Origin of the sequence: Virgibacillus halotolerans (assembly GCF_016908515.1) — a bacterium.
GTDB lineage: Bacteria > Bacillota > Bacilli > Bacillales > Amphibacillaceae > Virgibacillus_M > Virgibacillus_M halotolerans.
Map to the genome: position 1 here is coordinate 156,370 of NZ_JAFBEA010000001.1, position 18,172 is coordinate 174,541.

Below are 18,172 nucleotides of genomic sequence, written 5' to 3' on the forward strand. Positions count from 1 at the left end.
AAGGGAGGAAGTCCTTTGTCAAATGACGAATCAGTATTTAGTTTTGAGTTAAATGAATCTCTTTTTTTTGAAAAGGGACAGGAAGTTGCTGAAATGAGAGGTATTTCATTAGATCCCGAAATTACGATTCAAACCTATAATGATTATATTTCAATTGTAGGTAAAATTGAACTTCAGGGTGAGTTTGAGAAGATTGTATCAACGGAACAAGAGCAAATTACCGATTTTACGGATTATCAGGCAAAGCGTTATGTGGAAAAAGTAGTGGATACGGTAAACAATGTGGCAGCATTTTCTCACCGGTTTCCCGTTGAAATATCGGTACCTGCATACCGGGTGACCGATATAAATGATATCACGGTAAATATAGAAGCATTCGATTATGAAATACCTGACCCAAGTCAATTAAAACTCTATTCTACCATTGAAATTCAAGGCATCAACAGCGAAATAGAAGCACCATTTGCCAGAAAAGCTGAGAAAGAATTGGAGGAAGAAGCCCTAGAGGAAGAAGCGTCGTTGGATGAAACACTTGCCGAAGACCTAAATGAAATAGAGGACCATGAAGAAGAGATACAAGAACGTGAAACGCAGGAAGAGGACCATAAATTAGAGGTACAGGAAGAATCACGAGAACAAGATCATGAATTACATGCACAGGAAGAATCTCGGGAACAAGATCATGAATCACGGGAACAGGAAGAAATAGAGGGCCGTGAAGAAGCAGTGGAAGTGGGCGATTCATTTCAATTTGAAATGAAGGAAAAACAGCAAAAAGAATCTGCAGATGCTGTGGAATTACTGAACACAGATCATCCGCCAGCACTACCAGCAGAAATGGATACGGTGGTAGAAGCGGAAGAAGAGCAGGATGAAGTCGATCCTGACAGATGGAAATACAAAGAAACAAAAACGTTAGCAGAATTTTTTAAGAAGCTTCCATCACAGGAACCGGAGGAAGATTTATCGGAAATAACAGACATACCATCTCCATCTCCTTCCGTGGACGTGGAAGCAACTGAACAAGAGGAAGAAAGTTCGGAACGAGTAGAAGGTGTCACATACTTATCCGACATGTTCAGGGAACCGGAAGAACGCCAATATACCAAAATGAAACTATGTATTGTACAGGATCAAGACACGATCGAATCCATTGCGGAACGCTATCATATTAGTGCATTGCAACTGATTAAACAAAATCATTTAGATGAAGATTATAACATTGAAGAAGGACAATTATTAAATATCCCGATGCAAAAGGAAAAATAACCAGACATACCCCTTGATAATAGAAGGGGTATGTCGCGTTTTTCTATACCAGATTGGTGGTGGCCACAGGTGGAACAAGAGAAGGAAGCATTGCAAGCATATGCTGTTTATCCGCTCCATCTAGAGAAAGTAACAAATCAATTGTTTCGTGTGGAAGATGGAAAACAAACATATGCTTTGAAAAGAACGACATTAACAGATGAGACACTGAAAAATTGGGAATTAGTTTATCAATATGCTTATTCCCATAATTTGACGGCTGTTTTACCTGTTTATTTAACGAGAGAAGGTAAATTATACACAAAAACAGGTCAATCTGTTTATTACTTAACACCTTGGATTCATGAAAACGAAAATAGAAGCGATCAGCAAATTATTGAGCAGATATATCATACAATTGGTAGCCTTCATGGAAAAACAAAACAATCTCATCCTGTACAAACGGATCAATTCAAACAACAGTTTCGCACTTACCAAACCTTTTGTTCAGAAACAAAAGATAGGCTGCTGGAATATGTGAAAGTGTTTGAACGAAGCCGGTATATGTCTCCTTTTGAACTGTTGGTTTGTACACAGTACCGCGATTTGGAGCTTGCATTAAACATAGCAGACAAAAGAATCGAACAATTTTTAGAGGAAGACGACGAACAGTTCGCTTGGAATGATAGTCTCTGTCATGGAAATTTAAGCCGCTTCCATACTGTAAATTCGTATCTTATTAATTGGGAACAAAGCCATCAAGATAATGCAGTAATGGATTTAGTTCATTTCTTTCAGCAGGAAGCAGCAGAATATGGTCCAATAGCTGATTTATTGATTGAATTATTTCCGGCATACATGAAGGAAAATGAACTAACCCTTAAAGAGCATTATTTACTGACGATGTATTTGTTGAATCCCACACCGTACATTGCTAAAGTGCAGGCGTATAGCGTAAAATCATCTGATTATAACATGGTGGATCAAATCAAGCATCTGCAACATGAATACCGGAAAATTAACTTTGGTTTAGCATGGTCGGATTATGTGGAAAAAGAACATGAAAGTAACTTTTCAATGGATGACTTGGAAAGTTAAATCCATTCTAAATAAAAGGCGACAAATATTCCGACTAAAAGGCCTAATAAAAATACATCAAAGGTCGTCGGGAAAAATAAGGTACGCACCAATTGAAAAATTAGAATTGGTAGTGTACATTTTTCCACAACAAAGATGCATTGCCTTACCCATGGCGGTAGTCTATAGCGATAAAACCTCGACATATGAATCACCCCGTTCGTATCACTTTTTACTTTTGATGTAATATAATATGTATATAGGTGGTTGTTTTGTGCAATACCTATATAAATAAGAGTTGGTTCAGCTGCAATCTGATCCCTAATGGATTGTATTTATCGTAGTTTCACGAAATAACAACTGCCTGTAGGGGTGGTGTATTAATACCGCCAGGGAGAATAAAAGTTGACGTTCGATATGTTTCGTTATAGAATGAAATGTGATTAAATACATTGAACATTTTTACATGCGATGATAGGGAAGAGTATAGAATAGACGCCTTCAGAGAGGAAAATAATTGCTGAGAATTTTCCAGATTCGTTTATTTTAGAAGGTCGCCCTTGATGCAGCTTCTTTGAACAGTGATGAGTAGAGGAAGCCGGCTATTGACCGTTATCAAACAATGAAGTGTGCAAGTAAGTTCTATTACTTGTAAACAAAGGTGGTACCACGGAGATATACCCTTTTCGTCCTTTATCTAAGGATGAAAAGGGTTTTTTGTTTTTATTTAAAGGAGGATATCGCTATGACAGACAAACAAACATCACTGCCAACAAAATATGATCCGCAAGCAGTAGAAAAAGATCGTTATAAATTTTGGATAGAAGGAAAATATTTTGAGGCAACAGGTGATAAAGAAAAAGAGCCATTTTCAATTGTTATTCCACCACCAAACGTAACCGGTAAATTACATTTGGGGCATGCCTGGGATACAACGATGCAGGATACAGTTTCTCGAATGAAACGCATGCAAGGGTATGATGTATTATGGCTGCCAGGAATGGATCATGCGGGTATTGCCACACAGGCAAAAGTAGAGGCAAAATTAAAGGAACAAGGAAAGAGCCGTTACGATTTAGGACGGGAAAAATTTATCGACACTGTTTGGGATTGGAAAGAAGAATATGCTAATTTTATTCGCGCGCAATGGGAGAAGTTAGGTCTAGGATTGGATTATTCACGTGAACGCTTTACGTTGGATGACGGATTATCTGATGCGGTTAGAGAAGTTTTTGTTACCTTATATGAAAAAGGATTGATTTACCGCGGTGAATATATCATCAACTGGGATCCACAAACGAAAACAGCCCTATCTGACATTGAAGTTATTTATGAAGAAGTCCATGGAAAATTTTACCATATGCGTTATCCAATCAAGGATAGTAATGAGACAATTGAAATTGCTACAACAAGACCAGAGACAATGCTTGGAGATACAGCTGTCGCTGTGCACCCGGATGATGACCGTTACAAACATCTGATTGGAAAGACGGTTATTTTACCGATTGTTGGTCGTGAAATCGAAATTGTCGCAGATAGTTATGTAGATATGGAACTAGGTTCCGGTGCTGTGAAAATCACACCTGCACACGATCCAAATGACTTTGATATTGGTAATCGTCATGATTTAAAACGTATTTTAGTGATGCATGAGGATGGATCAATGAATGAAAATGCTGGCAAGTATAAAGACCTTGATCGTTTTGAATGCCGTAAACAAATCGTTAAGGATTTGCAGGATATGGGCGTTTTATTTGAAATAGAAGATCACACACACCAAGTTGGTCATTCAGAACGAAGCGGTGCGGTTGTTGAACCCTATTTGTCAACCCAATGGTTCGTAGATATGCAACCATTAGCAGATGCTGTCGTTGACATGCAACAAGGGGAAAACAAAGTAAACTTTGTTCCTGAACGATTTGAACAAACCTATCTCAATTGGATGGAAAATATTCGCGATTGGTGTATCTCCCGTCAATTATGGTGGGGGCATCGGATTCCAGCTTGGTATCATAAGGAAACCAAAGAAGTTTATGTCGGAAAAGATGCGCCAGCTGATATTGAAAATTGGGTGCAGGATGAGGATGTCCTTGACACATGGTTCTCGTCTGCTTTATGGCCTTTTTCAACGATGGGCTGGCCAGATTTGAATGCAGCGGATTTCAAGCGGTACTTCCCGACAGATGTGTTAGTGACCGGATACGATATTATTTTCTTCTGGGTGGCACGTATGGTATTCCAGTCCAAAGAGTTTACTGGTGAACGGCCATTTAAGGATGTGCTGATGCATGGATTAATCCGTGATGCCGATGGACGAAAAATGAGTAAGTCGCTCGGTAACGGTGTTGATCCAATGGATGTTATTGAGAAATATGGCGCAGATTCATTGCGTTACTTTTTACTAACAGGCTCAACGCCTGGACAGGACTTACGTTTTCATTGGGAAAAGGTGGAGTCTACTTGGAACTTCGCGAATAAAGTCTGGAACGCATCCCGTTTTTCACTGATGAACATGGAAGGCTTCAGCTACGAAGACATTGATTTATCCGGTGAAAAATCATTGGCGGATAAATGGATTTTAACCCGACTGAATGAAACGATTGAACATGTAACAAAGAACACGAACAAGTATGAGTTTGGCGAAGCGGGCCGTCATCTTTATAATTTCATCTGGGATGACCTTTGCGATTGGTATATTGAGATGGCGAAGCTTCCGTTATATGGTGAAGATGAAGCGAAAAAGAAAACAACAAGATCAGTATTAGCCTATGTACTGGATCAAACGATGCGGATGCTACATCCATATATGCCATTTATTACAGAGGAAATCTGGCAGCAACTGCCGCATGATGGAGACTCGATTACCGTCGCGGCTTGGCCCGAAGTACGTAGCGAATTTCATGATGATGCAGCGGCAAAAGAAATGAAGCGACTAGTTGCTATTATTAAATCCGTACGTAATATTCGTGCAGAAGTGGATACACCAATGTCCAAACAGATTGAGCTGTTAATCCAAGCGGAAAATCCAACAATTCAAATGGAACTGGAGAACAACAGTGACTATCTTGAACGATTCTGTAATCCAAGCCAGCTGACAATTGATGTGGAAATTAACGCCCCTGAAAAGGCGATGTCAGCAGTAGTGACTGGTGCAGAGCTATATTTACCATTAGAAGGTTTAATTGATTTCGATAAGGAAATTGCCCGATTGGAAAAAGAATTGGATAAATGGCAGAAAGAAGTGGACCGTGTTCAGAAAAAACTTGGCAACGAAGGATTTGTGAAAAAGGCACCACAATCTGTTGTAGATGAGGAAAAACAGAAAGAAACAGACTATCTGGAAAAACATGCAAAAGTAAAAGCACGCTTAGCGGAATTAAGAGGTTAAAGATAACGCCCGAATGGTTTCTTTTAGTATAAAATAAAATGGGATTCCAATGTTCAAACATTGGAATCCCATTTTGTATATCATATAAATCACGAAGCCTTAATATTTAATCGGTGCTTAAAATAACTGATTAGAGCTGGTAAAACAGATAAAAAGATAATGCTCAAAAGGACAATTGAAAAGTTGTTTTTCACGAAGGGAATATTCCCAAAAAAGTATCCTGCCATGGTGCACAATGCTACCCAAAGTGCAGCGCCAATTATATTATAGGCAATAAAATACCGGTAGTTCATCCGGCTGGCGCCTGCTACAAACGGTGCAAATGTACGAATGAATGGCATGAAACGAGCAATAATAATCGTTTTACCGCCATGTTTGTTAAAGAAATCCTCGGCTTTTTGCATTTTTTCTTTGTTAATTACTTTTCCGAACCAGCTATTAGGCGGGATCGATTTACCTATTTTATTTCCGATATAATAATTGACTGTATCGCCAATCACAGCGGCCGCGAAAAAAACGATAAGGAGAAGTACAATGTTAAAAGTCTTCATCGCTGCAAAAGCACCAGCAGTAAATAATAAAGAGTCCCCGGGTAGAAAGGGGAAAATAACAATACCAGTCTCCACAAATACGATGGCAAATAAAACCGTATAGGACCACCCACCGAATATTTGAATGATATCGTTAAGATGTTCGTCAATATGCAATATAAAACTGATTATATGTTGAATAAAAGTCATTTATTTACTCCTTTTATAGAGATTGGGACAATAATCGAATAGTGTTCAAAGCTATTTTTTATGTTTTTCTGGGAGGCTATCCTCCGTTGAAAACTTGAAAGTTAATTGCTAACTAAAACTTTTTTGATGTGTGTTACATATGCTCGAACGATATTGGTGTCACTTAATGTACTTAGGGTTCTTGAACCAACAATGTCTTCTATTTCATTAAATAATAATTCCCCGTTTAAGGCAATTAGAAAATCGATACCGACCATCCCGAAGTCAAAATGGTTCACAATTTTTTCAATGGTAAATCGCTCTTTTTCATTGAGCTCATATATGCGGGCTGACCCACCTAGCATAAAATTCGCCCGGAAGTCAGCAGGATTTTCGCGCAGGACTGCAGCGATGATATCTTTACCAACGACGAATACACGAAGATCTTTTCCATGTTTTACTTTTACAGATTGGGCAATGATATCTGTAGAAACCGTCTCTATGCACTGAGTCCAGTCCGCTGTTTCTTTAATGAAATAAACTTCGTTGCCGCCTCTTCCAGCTACTTCTTTAATGACAAAAGGAAAGGGCATCGGGGCTTGCGACGCTTGTATATCCGCTTTTTTAAAATATAGGGTATCGACCATTGGGATGTCCAGGTCCATTATATAATGGTGGGTCAATGCTTTGTTATTACAAATTTGTGAAATATGTGCTGAATTAAATACGTTACTCCCACAAGCTTCCAAATGTAAATTTAATAAAGGCTCTATCGTCCGAACGATCGCAAATTGTGGCGGAGAAACGGGCATGTTTTTGATCGTGATGATCCGCCGATTATTTTTAATTCCGATCGTTAATTCTTCTCGTAGTACCAGAACGAGCGATAACTGTTGTAATTGTGCTTCTTCGATAAACCAATCGATATATGCTTTATTCTTTTCTGCATCGATTTGATTATAAATTAGCCAGCCGGTTGGCATCCCTCTCACCTCATTCGTTGCTTAATGTGTCCAAAATGTAATCAATCATGGCATCTGCAACATTGATGCCGGTACAATCATACATATTACGAATATGGGCATTCGAGTTTATTTCACATATAATCGGTTGATTGTTAGGGCCAAACAGCAGATCGACACCCGCAAAATCCGCTCCAATTGCTTTTGTTGCGGTAATAGCTAATGCCTTTTCCTGTTCAGTTGGTTCGTAAACTTCCATGGATCCGCCCGCAGTCACATTTGCCCGGAAGTCTTCCGCATTGTTACGCTTCATGGCGGCTATGACCTGATTCCCAACGACGTGAAGGCGCAGATCTACGCCATAACTGGAGGAAATAAATTCCTGAAAGATAAATGCTTTTCCTTGAATCGATTCTATTTTTCTAAACAACTCCATTTTAGAACGGATTAGATAAACCTGTTCACCAAATGAACCAAAAGCTTCCTTCAAAATCATAGGAAAGCCTAATTGGTCAATCGCCAATTGTATTGTTTCCGCGTCGATATGTCCAGTTGAAAAGATTTTTGGAGCAATGATCGTTCTTGGAATTGGTAGGTGCTGCTGAGCCAAATACTGATAGGTTGCAATCTTGTCATCACTGACGCCAATGGCATGTGCAGTATTAAATACACGCACACCAAGTAATTCCAACTGCTTTGCTAAATAAATATCTTTATCGGCAAAAACCACATAATCAGGAAGTGTGAGATTTGTTTGCTGTAAAATACCAAGCTGATCTCCAGTTAAGTAGCTAAGCAATTGATTGTTTTTGTAAATCTTGGTTGGGCTTGTTTTTCTTGCTGCTGCTTCCTGGACCCATTCTGCAAAGTCCAAGAATTTATTTCCCGGTAAATTTCCATTATAGATGATCCATCCTTGTAAATTCATATTTTGATATCCTTTCTGTTATAATTAGTCTCAGAGGTGGTGTTCGTATGTTTAATCATTTCCAAGAAGTGGAGTCCTTTTTTGTTGAAAGGAAATCACTCGGCATAAAACCAGGTTTGGATAGAGTTAAAGAATTACTGCGATTGTTAGGCAATCCCCAAGATATGCTAAAAGCCATTCATATTGCGGGCACAAATGGTAAGGGGTCGACATTATCCTTTCTGAAAAATGCGCTTCAGGCAAATGGGTATCATGTCGGTGTTTTTACTTCGCCAAGTTTTTTCGGCTTAACCGGTTATATGTTTAAGGACGATCAAGCTATACCAGAAGATGTATTTGTCGAAATATGTAATCGGATCTATCCATTTATTATCCAATTAGATAACCGAGATATGGCACCGACGGAATTTGAGATCATAACCGCAGTGGCATTTGTTTATTTTACCAGACAAACTGATATTGTACTCGTAGAAGCTGGCATGGGTGGAAGAGAAGATACAACCAATTGTTTTCAACCTATCCTGTCCATTATAACAAATGTTGATCGGGATCATACTGCTTTCTTAGGTCATCGTTTAGAAGACATTGCTTACCATAAAGCAGGAGTTATTAAACAAGGGTCACCAGTAATTATTGGGGACATGGACGAAGCAGCGCTGGAAGTGATCAACGAAGAAGTACGCTTAAAGCGAACGAAGAGCTACCAGTTGGGAAACGAATTTATATATAAAGAATTTAAAAATGGCCATTCATTTTTGTTCACGCATGCGGACGATCAGATTGAGGCTGATGTTAGCATGTATGGAGAGCATCAAGTTAAAAACGCATCGATTGCTTTGATGACCCTGCTACTTTTAAAACAGGTTGGTTATAAGCTTGATATGGAAAGGAGCTGTGTAGGGCTAAGGCGTACTCAAGTTCCAGGCAGATTTGAAGTGGTACGGGAACAGCCAATGATTATTTTGGATGGTGCACATAATCCGGCAGGTGTACAAGCATTTTTAAATACGGTTAGTCAGTCTTTTGCAAATCAGGAAAAACATTTGATCTTTGCGGCCTTTAAAGATAAAGATTTAAAAACAATGCAAGGGCAACTACAGCGCCAATTTTCCTCGATTATATTCACATCCTTCGATCACCCCCGGGCAGCGCAAGTAGCTGATTTAAAGGCTGCGGGTGGTAAAAAAAACAATGAATATCAACCGGACTGGCATCATGTGATAGAGTATATTTTAACACAAAAAAGCGGAAACTACTTCATCACTGGATCCTTACATTTTATTACAGAAGTGCGGAAGTATTTAAACGTATGAGGAGAAAGTAACTGTAAAATAAAGCCATTTTCTGTAGAACGAAATATTAATAGTATGACAATTTTCCGCTTACTTTTTACAAACCCTATGCTAGAGTGAAACAAAACATTCAGCAAAGTGAGGGGAAATTTGTAAATATGAAAAAATCATTTGTCGCAAGAAAAAGTGGAAAGAAGCAAAAGCAACAACAAGCTACAGAACATGTCGACGCCTCCCAAACAGAGCAGGCAGCAACCCTTCAAGAATCAAGCGAAGATCCGATCCCTGTTTTAGCTAAAGAAGACAAACCCTATCCGAAAAACAAGACAGGGAAAAACAACAGATTCAGTCATTTTAAACCGGTTATCATTGCGATTGTTTCTGCAACTGTGATTGGCTCGGTACTGGGTTTCGTTATGTTACGAATGTTTGTCGGAATCGATCATGAGTTAGCAGCACCAAGTCCAAATTCCTTGCCAACTGCGGCTGTTAATGCGGATGAGGACAAGCAGCAACAAGAAGCGGAAGCAAAGCCAATAACAATTGAATCGATGAATGCCTATGCACTTCAAGGTGGTGTGTTTTCAGAGAAAGCGAATGCCGATAAGTGGGCAGAAAAGTTCACGGATGCTGGAATGTCATCCATGGTTTGGGAGCAGGACGAGCAGTATTACTTGTTCCTAGGACTGACAGAGGAAAAGGAACAAGCGAAAAATCTTGTAGCAACAACAAAAGAATCATCTGACTATGACGTTTTTGTGAAGGAATGGTCAACAGATAAAGTGGAAGTGGAAATGTCCGGCGAAGAGCAAAAATGGTTTCAATCATTTCAGGACCAGTGGGCGAAGTCACTAGCTGGAGTAAATAAGGAGAAAGCATTATTACCTGCTGATTGGGAACCAATTGCCGCTAGTTATCCAAAAGAGTCGGAACGGGGAAAAGACCTTGTTGACGCAATTTCAAAAGTGGAAGAAACTACAGGAACGGATGCACAAATTACCTTGTTAAACTTGTGGAATGCTTACGATCAATCCTTAAAATAGTCAGTCGAAAAACAGACAAGTAAAATTGTCTGTTTTTCTATTTTTATCTTTAATTCCGATTTAAAATGTTATTTAGTTCTAGGGAAATCTCGATTTTCATTGATGTATTGCACTTGATAATGGTATTTCACTGATTTGTGGCAAATCAATTCAGGCGCTAATATGGATGTAATTTAAAGAAGAGGAGGCTACAAAAATGTCTGTTACATCCATTATGATTAAGGACGTACCAAAAGAGGATCGTCCCCGAGAACGATTGTTAAAGTTAGGAGCCAATCATTTATCAAATCAGGAGTTACTCGCCATTCTGCTTGGAAGTGGGACGAAAGAAGAATCCGTAATGGCCTTATCCCACCGTGTTTTAATGCATTTTGAAGGGCTAAAGCTACTAAATGATGCTACAATTGAGGAACTAACAGCAATTAAAGGAATTGGATCAGCAAAAGGTGTATTAGTATTATCTGCAATGGAGCTGGGTAGAAGAATGCACCAATATAAGTCGGAAGAACGATATGTGATCCGTTCGCCTGAAGATGGCGCAGATTATATTATGGAAGAGATGCGATCCCTGAATCAGGAGCATTTCGTCGTTTTATTTTTAAATACAAAGAACCAGATTATTCATCGTCAAACCATCTTTATTGGCAGCCTCAATGCTTCGATCGTCCATCCTAGAGAAGTCTATCGTGAAGCTGTAAAAAGGTCAGCAGCCTCAATTATTGTGGCGCATAATCACCCTTCGGGAGACCCCTCACCATCCCAGGAAGACATCCATGTTACAAGACGTTTAGTTGAATCAGGGAAAATGATCGGTATTGAGGTTTTGGACCATTTGATCATTGGAGATCGAAAATTTGTGTCATTAAAAGAAAAAGGCTATTTATAACACTATCTATTTTAGGATTTTTTTCGTATAATTGTATAGACGTACTTATGATGCAGCGCCATTTTTTCGATTTGTTATTGAAAGTGGCGCTACTTATGATTGGGTGCACATATGTAATTTTACTTGATTGAAATAGGATATGTATTTTATTCCAGGTTTGCAACACATAAAATTAATCGATATAGTAAAGCTACATAGAATAAAATGAATGGTGATTTGGAGAGGGAGATTTTTTTGGGAAGATTTAGTTTTTCGCAAGATTTAGGGATTGACTTAGGAACTGCAAATACACTTGTATTTGTTAAGGGTAAAGGCGTTGTTGTAAGTGAACCTTCTGTTGTAGCAAGAAATATACAAACAGGAGATATTGAAGCGGTAGGAAATTCAGCAAGGAACATGATTGGACGTACACCAGGAAATATTACTGTCATTCGTCCAATGAAAGATGGTGTTATTGCGGATTATGATACGACGGCTGTTATGATGCGTTATTATATAAAAAAGGCAATGCGTAATCGTTCGTTTCTCGCCAAAAAGCCGGACGTTATGATTTGTGTGCCGACTGGTATTACGATGGTGGAAGAACGTGCAGTGATAGATGCGACAAAGCAAGCGGGAGCAAAGGATGCTTTCCCAATCTCTGAACCTTTTGCTGCTGCAATCGGTGCGGGTTTGCCAGTTTGGGAACCGACCGGCAGTATGATTGTGGATATCGGTGGTGGTACGACAGAGGTTGCTGTTATTTCCTTAGGTGGTGTTGTTACAAGCCGCTCCGTCCGTACAGCTGGAGATAATATGGACGAAGCGATCATTCATTATATTCGGAAGCACTATAACTTAATGATTGGTGAAAGATCCGCAGAGTCCATTAAAATGGACGTTGGGGTCGCTGGTGAAGTGAAGGAAGACGTCGATATGGATATCCGTGGTCGTGATTTATTAACCGGATTACCGAAGACGATTACGATAACTGCCAAAGAGATTGCGAAGGCTTTAGAAGATACAGTCCTATCGATTGTAGAAGCAGTGAAGAACACATTAGAAAAAACACCCCCTGAATTAGCAGCAGATATTATGGATCGTGGAATCGTATTATCTGGTGGGGGCTCATTATTAAAGAATTTCGATCAAGTCATTAGCGATGAGACAAAAATGCCTGTCTTTGTTACAGAGGATCCACTTGAAAGTGTAGCAATCGGAACTGGTAAATCCCTGGAATACATTCAGCACTTCCGTTCCCACCCTGGTGTATCCGCTCGTCCTTTTGTCAATTAAGCAGGTGATAATATGCAATTTTTTCAAAGAAAAAAGTTATTTATTATATTAATAGGGTTTATTGTTCTTGTAGCTTTAATCGGCTACTCACTAAGTGATCGGGAAAATATCACGGGACCAGAGCAAGTTGTCAATGATACAGTTGGTTGGGCGCAAAGAATCATCCATGCACCTGTTAATTTTATAACAGACATATTTACAAATATAGATGATTTTAGAAATACGTATCAGGAAAACCAAATACTCAAAGAGAAACTGTCCCAGTATAAGGGAATGATTTACGAAGTTCAGGAAATCAAGGAAGAGAACAAAGAATTGCGTGATACGCTCGATTTAACGGAGTCCATTCGAGACTATACACCCATCCAGGCCACCGTTATATCCCGTTCTCCGGAGCGATGGGTAGAACAGATTACCCTGAATAAAGGTTCAAAGGATGGTATAGACACAAACATGGCGGTTATTACTGCTGAAGGAATGGTTGGTAAAATCCTTAATACATCAAAAACGACTTCAACAGTAAAATTACTTACTGGATTTGACCAATATAACCGGATATCTGCAACGATCTCCCGTAAAAAAGGCGATGATATCAACGGAATGATTGAAGGTTTTGATGAAGAGAGTAATTCTCTGTTATTTAAGATCATTGAAGAATCGGATCAAGAGTTAAAAGAAGGGGAACAAGTCTTTTCTTCTGGGAAGGGCGGTGTATTCCCGGCTGGCCTACAAATTGGTGAGGTCAAAGAGGTTGTTTCTGATCAGTATGGGTTAACACGTACTGCATTGGTCAAACCTGCAGCAGATATGTATGAGATTAACCAGGTCATTGTTGTGGATAGAAATCTAGCAAAAGATGAATCAAATGAAAGTGAAGAGGAGGATGAGTAATGAAACGATTATTACTGCCACTCATCCTTTTTCTGTTTGTCGTATTGGAAGGCGTTGCACTTGAATTATTACCATCCAATCTGGTAGTAGGCAATTTATTGATTATTCCACATTGGGTTTTGGTATTTCTGGTGTTTTTGGCTATCTTTTATGATTATGAGAACACCTATTACGCCGTTTTGTATGGGTTAATATTTGGTTTGCTAATTGATGTTGTATATACCGGTGTTCTTGGGGTTTATATGTTCAGTTATGCATTTGTTATTTATATCATTCACGGATTGAAGCGAATGCTGCACGGCAATATTTATGTGACACTTATACTCGGTTTTGCCGGAGTTGCTTCGGTTGATATTCTAATTGAATTTATTTATACAATGGTAGGATTAACGGAGGCACCTTGGATCGATTACTTTACACATCGTTTATTGCCAACCGTAATATTGAATCTCGTATTTCTAGTTATTCTATACCCTATCTTTGCAAAACGACTAACAAGATGGGGCGGGGAGCACTTAACTAAAAATAACGCTTTATAACAAGGACCCTTTTTGAACAACCTCCTTTTAGGAAAATCGTTGCACTTAGATATTGGATTGAGGTGAACTTATTGTGCTTGAAAAGAAGCAATTAATCATCATTAAAGGTACAAGAGAGGGACTCACTCTATTTATTGATGAATCGTGCTCTTTTGAAGAAGCTGTTATCGAATTAAAAGATAAAATTATTGCCAGCAGACCCAAAAGGGATGAGCCGCTTGTATCTGTGAAAGTAAAATTGGGTAACCGCTATTTGGATGAAGCACAAAAAGATCAAATAGGTAAAATTATTGGTGGAGAAAACCGATTTATTATTCATTCCATTCAATCGGATGTGGTACGCAGAGAAGACGCATTAAGGTGGCAAGAAGATAGCGAGGTAAAAACGATCAATCGAATCGTTAGATCCGGACAGGTTATTGAAGTGAATGGGGATCTTTTGTTAGTGGGAGATGTGAACCCAGGAGGAAAAGTATCCTCAACAGGAAACATTTATATTATGGGAAGCCTGCAGGGTATTGCTCATGCAGGATCTGACGGTGATCGGGATGCATTCATTGCTGCATCCTACATGAATCCCAGCCAACTTCGAATTGCAGATTACATTAGTCGCGCTCCAGACTATGAATCGGATGGTGTGTATATGGAATGTGGTCTTATTGATGAAACACAAGATAAAATTATTATTGATCGACTACAGGCTCTTCCACATAAACGAAAAGAATTAAGCGGATTCGAAAGGAGAATGCAAAATGGGTGAAGCAATCGTCATTACTTCCGGTAAAGGTGGCGTTGGAAAAACAACGACAACAGCTAATATTGGAACAGCTTTAGCACTGATGGATAAAAAAGTATGTTTAATAGATACAGATATTGGCTTAAGAAATCTTGATGTTGTAATGGGATTGGAAAATCGAATTATTTTTGATGTGGTGGACGTCATTCAGGAACGTTGTCAATTAAAACAGGCACTGATCAGAGATAAGCGTTTTGAACATTTAACATTATTACCGGCAGCTCAAACCAGCGATAAGGATACTTTAACAACAGATGGCATGAAAAAGATTGTCGCTGAATTAAAACAGGAATATGACTATATTATTATTGATTGTCCTGCCGGTATTGAACAGGGCTTTCAAAATGCGATTGCCGGTGCTGATAGGGCGATTGTGGTCACCACCCCTGAAAAATCCAGTGTTCGGGATGCGGACCGGATTATTGGATTATTAGAACAAACCGAAATGGATCCACCGACATTAGTAATCAATCGAATTCGTAACCATATGATGAAAAATGGAGACATGCTTGAAGTGGATGAAATCACCCAGGTGCTATCCATTGATCTGATTGGTATCGTGATTGATGATGATGCGGTTATTAAAGCAACAAATAATGGGGAGCCTGTTGCGGTTCATCCAAATTCAAAAGCATCGATTGCCTATCGTAATATCGCTAGAAGAATACTAGGCGAAACGGTTCCATTACAATCTTTAGAAGAAGAAAAAGGTATGTTCCAAAGAGTGAAAAGACTGTTTGGTATGCGATCTTAATATTGTAAACTGAAGCTGTCTTTCATATACTTTGTTGCTCTTGATATACCGCAACGTAATTGGGATGTTGATTTTCGCTACTGGTAGTCGCTTTCCACGGTAGACAAGAAACCCAATTTATTATGCCGCAATTTATACCTACTTTTAAGATTCTTTACTTATAAAAAAACAATCTTTTAGAAAACAGCCGAATCAAAAGAGATGTAGTGAAAGAAAAACTTTCATTACATCTTTTTTTATTCATATATAGCTATCCATTCTCATAAACTTGTACAAATGTATGAGAAGGATTGTGAGGATAATGGATAATGGTGTGAAAAAGGTTCGCCAATCAATAGCGCAGCGAAAGAAAGTGCGTGGATTGACGCCGAAAGACGGAGCTAAGAAGCAAGTTTTACCGGCATTTCCTCAAGAAGAAGAGAAGCATGGTTATTTACCACTTTTGCCGGACGATAGTTTTTCGAGCAGCCAAAAAAGCAAGCTGGCTCCAGGCATCATGCTAAAAGCGATACTATCTGTGCTACTATTTTTTAGTGTTGCGTTATTAGGGCAATCAGATGCAGCTTTACTTGATAAGCCAAAAGCTTGGACCAGTGGCGTATTAACAAAGGAATTCCCGTTTGCCAAAGTTAACTTGTGGTATCAGAAATCCTTTGGTAGTCCCTTAGCCTTTACGGCACAATCAAACCAGGCGGCAACAGATGCCAATAGCCAACTGGCATTGCCTGTAAGTGGAAGTGTGCAGGAAACATTTCAATCGAATGGACAGGGAATGATGATCGCACCTGGAGAAACTGCGGAAGTATCGGTTGTTCGGGATGGGATTGTTATTTTTGCAGGAAAGGACCGGAAAACAGATAAAACGGTTGTGGTTCAGCATGCAGATGGTACCACATCTACTTATGGTTATTTAAGTGATATGGATGTACATTTGTATCAGTTTGTTAAAAATAGTGACCAAGTAGGCAGTTTTGCGCCATCGACTGAAAATGAATCGGTATATTTCTCAATCGAAAAAGATAATACTTATATTGATCCTGTCCAGGTGATAAAAGTTGACGACACGCCATAACTATTTACCAACCATCCATGTTCATCCCATCTTAATCGTATTTATTATCATTTCTTTTTTAACCGGGACGTTTATGGAACTAGCGATTATCTTAGCCATCGTGTTATTCCATGAGCTCGGTCATTATACGGTTGCCAGATTGTTTGATTGGCGAATTAAGCATATTATGTTGTGGGTATTTGGTGGCGTCATGGAAACGGACGAGCACGGTACCAGACCAATCAAGGAAGAAGCACTGGTCACCAGTGCAGGTCCACTGCAAAACGTTGTTATTTATCTGATTCTATTTTTACTATCCAATCTGGACTTGGTACCAGTTTCCATTTTAGAATTAGCATGGTATTATAATACAGCAATTATTATGTTCAATTTATTGCCGATTTGGCCATTAGATGGCGGTAAACTTTTATTCCTATTTCTAGCTTCCTATTCGCCCTATAAAAAGGCCTATCATACAACGATTATATCATCAATGGTCATCAGTATTTTACTGTTGCTATTGCAATTAGCCTTGTTTCCTTTTACATTAAGCACTTTTTTACTGATGATTTTCCTCTTTTCAGAAAATCGGTCAGATTGGAAGCGGCGCTATTATGTGTTTATCCGTTTCTTATTAAAACGATACGAAGGAGACGCAGCTGTTAAGGTTGTGCAGCCGATCCATGTTTCAAATGATCATGTTTTAATGGATGTATTTGCCCAATTTAGACAGGAAAAAAAGCATCCCGTCTATGTTACCTTTTCAGAAAAAAAACGAATAACAATGGACGAAAGCGAGTGTTTGCGCAGTTATTTTCATGATAAACAATATGATAAAACAATCGGGGAGATTCTAAATCAATAACTTCTTGACAAGTCCCTGTAATTCGTGATAATATCAATACGTTATTCATCAACGTAGCACCAGTGCTACAACCGCGCAGATCAGGTCGTAAACCCATGTGTTTCAGGGTACCTGCATGGCGAGTCTGAGTAATCAAGGAGGTGCAAGGTATGTACGCTATTATTGAAACAGGCGGTAAACAAGTTAAAGTTGTTGAAGGTCAGGAAATTTACGTAGAAAAAGTTACAGCAGATGCAAATGAAGCTGTTACTTTTGAAAAAGTTCTTTTTGTTGGCGGAGATGATGTTAAAGTTGGCGCGCCATACGTTGAAGGTGCAACAGTAACGGCCAAAGTGGAAAAACACGGTCGTCAGAAAAAAGTTACTGTAACAAAATTCAAGCGTAGAAAAAATTATCATCGTACACAAGGTCATCGTCAACCATACACGAAATTAGTAATTGACAAAATTAACCTATAA

General features: G+C 39.0%; 18 protein-coding genes and 2 other annotated features. Of the genes, 14 read left to right on the top strand and 4 right to left on the bottom strand.

Going from position 1 to position 18,172, the window contains the following annotated elements; all coding sequences use genetic code 11:
* Window positions 1–15 precede the first annotated feature (15 nt).
* Both JOC34_RS00790 and JOC34_RS00795 read left to right on the top strand, forming a co-directional pair.
* Window positions 16–1,269: a LysM peptidoglycan-binding domain-containing protein gene (locus tag JOC34_RS00790; protein WP_205134808.1), complete on the top strand. Its 1,254-nt coding sequence runs from the start codon at window positions 16–18 to the stop codon at window positions 1,267–1,269.
* Between the two features lie 30 nt (window positions 1,270–1,299).
* Entirely contained in the window at window positions 1,300–2,346 is a 1,047-nt protein-coding gene (locus JOC34_RS00795; RefSeq protein WP_205134809.1) for a protein kinase family protein, read from the top strand.
* Here JOC34_RS00795 and JOC34_RS21665 read toward each other — a convergent pair.
* Entirely contained in the window at window positions 2,343–2,531 is a 189-nt protein-coding gene (locus JOC34_RS21665; protein ID WP_239544018.1) for a hypothetical protein, read from the bottom strand. The two genes, JOC34_RS00795 and JOC34_RS21665, sit on opposite strands and share 4 nt — an antisense overlap.
* A 256-nt stretch (window positions 2,532–2,787) precedes the next feature.
* Window positions 2,788–3,022: a binding site (T-box leader), on the top strand.
* A 48-nt stretch (window positions 3,023–3,070) separates the two neighbouring features.
* Here JOC34_RS21665 and JOC34_RS00800 point away from each other — a divergent pair.
* Complete coding sequence (locus tag JOC34_RS00800) at window positions 3,071–5,713, top strand: valine--tRNA ligase (RefSeq protein ID WP_205134810.1); 2,643 nt, start codon at window positions 3,071–3,073, stop codon at window positions 5,711–5,713.
* A gap of 89 nt (window positions 5,714–5,802) precedes the next feature.
* Here JOC34_RS00800 and JOC34_RS00805 read toward each other — a convergent pair whose 3' ends face one another.
* The 3 genes from JOC34_RS00805 to JOC34_RS00815 form a co-directional block, all read right to left on the bottom strand.
* Window positions 5,803–6,453 (bottom strand): DedA family protein, encoded by a 651-nt coding sequence (locus JOC34_RS00805; RefSeq protein ID WP_205134811.1) that lies wholly within the window; start codon window positions 6,451–6,453, stop codon window positions 5,803–5,805.
* A gap of 101 nt (window positions 6,454–6,554) precedes the next feature.
* Complete coding sequence (locus JOC34_RS00810; protein WP_205134812.1) at window positions 6,555–7,415, bottom strand: ATP-grasp domain-containing protein; 861 nt, start codon at window positions 7,413–7,415, stop codon at window positions 6,555–6,557.
* Window positions 7,416–7,425: 10 nt separating this feature from the next.
* Window positions 7,426–8,322, bottom strand: coding sequence for a RimK family alpha-L-glutamate ligase (locus JOC34_RS00815; RefSeq protein ID WP_205134813.1), 897 nt, complete (start codon window positions 8,320–8,322; stop codon window positions 7,426–7,428).
* Window positions 8,323–8,369: 47 nt separating this feature from the next.
* Between JOC34_RS00815 and JOC34_RS00820 the strand changes: the two genes are divergently transcribed.
* The 11 genes from JOC34_RS00820 to rplU all read left to right on the top strand — a co-directional run bounded on the left by JOC34_RS00820 (window position 8,370) and on the right by rplU (window position 18,172).
* Complete coding sequence (locus JOC34_RS00820; RefSeq protein WP_205134814.1) at window positions 8,370–9,635, top strand: bifunctional folylpolyglutamate synthase/dihydrofolate synthase; 1,266 nt, start codon at window positions 8,370–8,372, stop codon at window positions 9,633–9,635.
* Between the two features lie 137 nt (window positions 9,636–9,772).
* Window positions 9,773–10,657: an SPOR domain-containing protein gene (locus JOC34_RS00825; RefSeq protein ID WP_205134815.1), complete on the top strand. Its 885-nt coding sequence runs from the start codon at window positions 9,773–9,775 to the stop codon at window positions 10,655–10,657.
* Between the two features lie 196 nt (window positions 10,658–10,853).
* On the top strand, window positions 10,854–11,543 hold the full coding sequence (radC, locus tag JOC34_RS00830) for a RadC family protein (protein ID WP_205134816.1): 690 nt from the start codon (window positions 10,854–10,856) through the stop codon (window positions 11,541–11,543).
* 234 nt (window positions 11,544–11,777) lie between these two features.
* A complete protein-coding gene (locus JOC34_RS00835) occupies window positions 11,778–12,818 on the top strand; it encodes a rod shape-determining protein (RefSeq protein WP_275577663.1) in 1,041 nt (346 codons plus the stop codon).
* A 12-nt stretch (window positions 12,819–12,830) separates the two neighbouring features.
* Window positions 12,831–13,709: a rod shape-determining protein MreC gene (gene mreC, locus JOC34_RS00840; RefSeq protein ID WP_205134818.1), complete on the top strand. Its 879-nt coding sequence runs from the start codon at window positions 12,831–12,833 to the stop codon at window positions 13,707–13,709.
* Window positions 13,709–14,248 (top strand): rod shape-determining protein MreD, encoded by a 540-nt coding sequence (gene mreD / locus JOC34_RS00845; protein ID WP_205134819.1) that lies wholly within the window; start codon window positions 13,709–13,711, stop codon window positions 14,246–14,248. Before mreC ends, mreD begins: the two co-directional genes overlap by 1 nt.
* 73 nt (window positions 14,249–14,321) lie before the next feature.
* Complete coding sequence (gene minC / locus JOC34_RS00850; protein ID WP_205134820.1) at window positions 14,322–15,008, top strand: septum site-determining protein MinC; 687 nt, start codon at window positions 14,322–14,324, stop codon at window positions 15,006–15,008.
* A complete protein-coding gene (gene minD, locus JOC34_RS00855) occupies window positions 15,001–15,798 on the top strand; it encodes a septum site-determining protein MinD (RefSeq protein WP_205134821.1) in 798 nt (265 codons plus the stop codon). The genes minC and minD overlap by 8 nt, the downstream gene beginning before the upstream one ends.
* A 301-nt stretch (window positions 15,799–16,099) precedes the next feature.
* A complete protein-coding gene (locus JOC34_RS00860) occupies window positions 16,100–16,870 on the top strand; it encodes a M23 family metallopeptidase (protein ID WP_205134822.1) in 771 nt (256 codons plus the stop codon).
* Window positions 16,854–17,714, top strand: coding sequence for a M50 family metallopeptidase (locus JOC34_RS00865; RefSeq protein ID WP_239544020.1), 861 nt, complete (start codon window positions 16,854–16,856; stop codon window positions 17,712–17,714). Before JOC34_RS00860 ends, JOC34_RS00865 begins: the two co-directional genes overlap by 17 nt.
* A gap of 59 nt (window positions 17,715–17,773) precedes the next feature.
* Window positions 17,774–17,850: a sequence feature (ribosomal protein L21 leader region), on the top strand.
* Between the two features lie 13 nt (window positions 17,851–17,863).
* Window positions 17,864–18,172: a 50S ribosomal protein L21 gene (rplU, locus tag JOC34_RS00870; protein ID WP_205134823.1), complete on the top strand. Its 309-nt coding sequence runs from the start codon at window positions 17,864–17,866 to the stop codon at window positions 18,170–18,172.

Excerpts from the sequence above, each read along its gene's own strand:
- JOC34_RS00815 (WP_205134813.1), bottom strand. The coding sequence starts at position 8,322 with ATGAATTTACAAGGATGGATCATCTATAATGGAAATTTACCGGGAAAT.
- JOC34_RS00820 (WP_205134814.1), top strand. The coding sequence starts at position 8,370 with ATGTTTAATCATTTCCAAGAAGTGGAGTCCTTTTTTGTTGAAAGGAAA.
- minD (WP_205134821.1), top strand. The coding sequence starts at position 15,001 with ATGGGTGAAGCAATCGTCATTACTTCCGGTAAAGGTGGCGTTGGAAAA.
- JOC34_RS00860 (WP_205134822.1), top strand. The coding sequence starts at position 16,100 with ATGGATAATGGTGTGAAAAAGGTTCGCCAATCAATAGCGCAGCGAAAG.
- JOC34_RS00810 (WP_205134812.1), bottom strand. The coding sequence starts at position 7,415 with ATGCCAACCGGCTGGCTAATTTATAATCAAATCGATGCAGAAAAGAAT.
- JOC34_RS00805 (WP_205134811.1), bottom strand. The coding sequence starts at position 6,453 with ATGACTTTTATTCAACATATAATCAGTTTTATATTGCATATTGACGAA.
- radC (WP_205134816.1), top strand. The coding sequence starts at position 10,854 with ATGTCTGTTACATCCATTATGATTAAGGACGTACCAAAAGAGGATCGT.
- mreD (WP_205134819.1), top strand. The coding sequence starts at position 13,709 with ATGAAACGATTATTACTGCCACTCATCCTTTTTCTGTTTGTCGTATTG.
- JOC34_RS21665 (WP_239544018.1), bottom strand. The coding sequence starts at position 2,531 with ATGTCGAGGTTTTATCGCTATAGACTACCGCCATGGGTAAGGCAATGC.
- rplU (WP_205134823.1), top strand. The coding sequence starts at position 17,864 with ATGTACGCTATTATTGAAACAGGCGGTAAACAAGTTAAAGTTGTTGAA.
- mreC (WP_205134818.1), top strand. The coding sequence starts at position 12,831 with ATGCAATTTTTTCAAAGAAAAAAGTTATTTATTATATTAATAGGGTTT.
- JOC34_RS00795 (WP_205134809.1), top strand. The coding sequence starts at position 1,300 with ATGTCGCGTTTTTCTATACCAGATTGGTGGTGGCCACAGGTGGAACAA.
- JOC34_RS00800 (WP_205134810.1), top strand. The coding sequence starts at position 3,071 with ATGACAGACAAACAAACATCACTGCCAACAAAATATGATCCGCAAGCA.
- JOC34_RS00825 (WP_205134815.1), top strand. The coding sequence starts at position 9,773 with ATGAAAAAATCATTTGTCGCAAGAAAAAGTGGAAAGAAGCAAAAGCAA.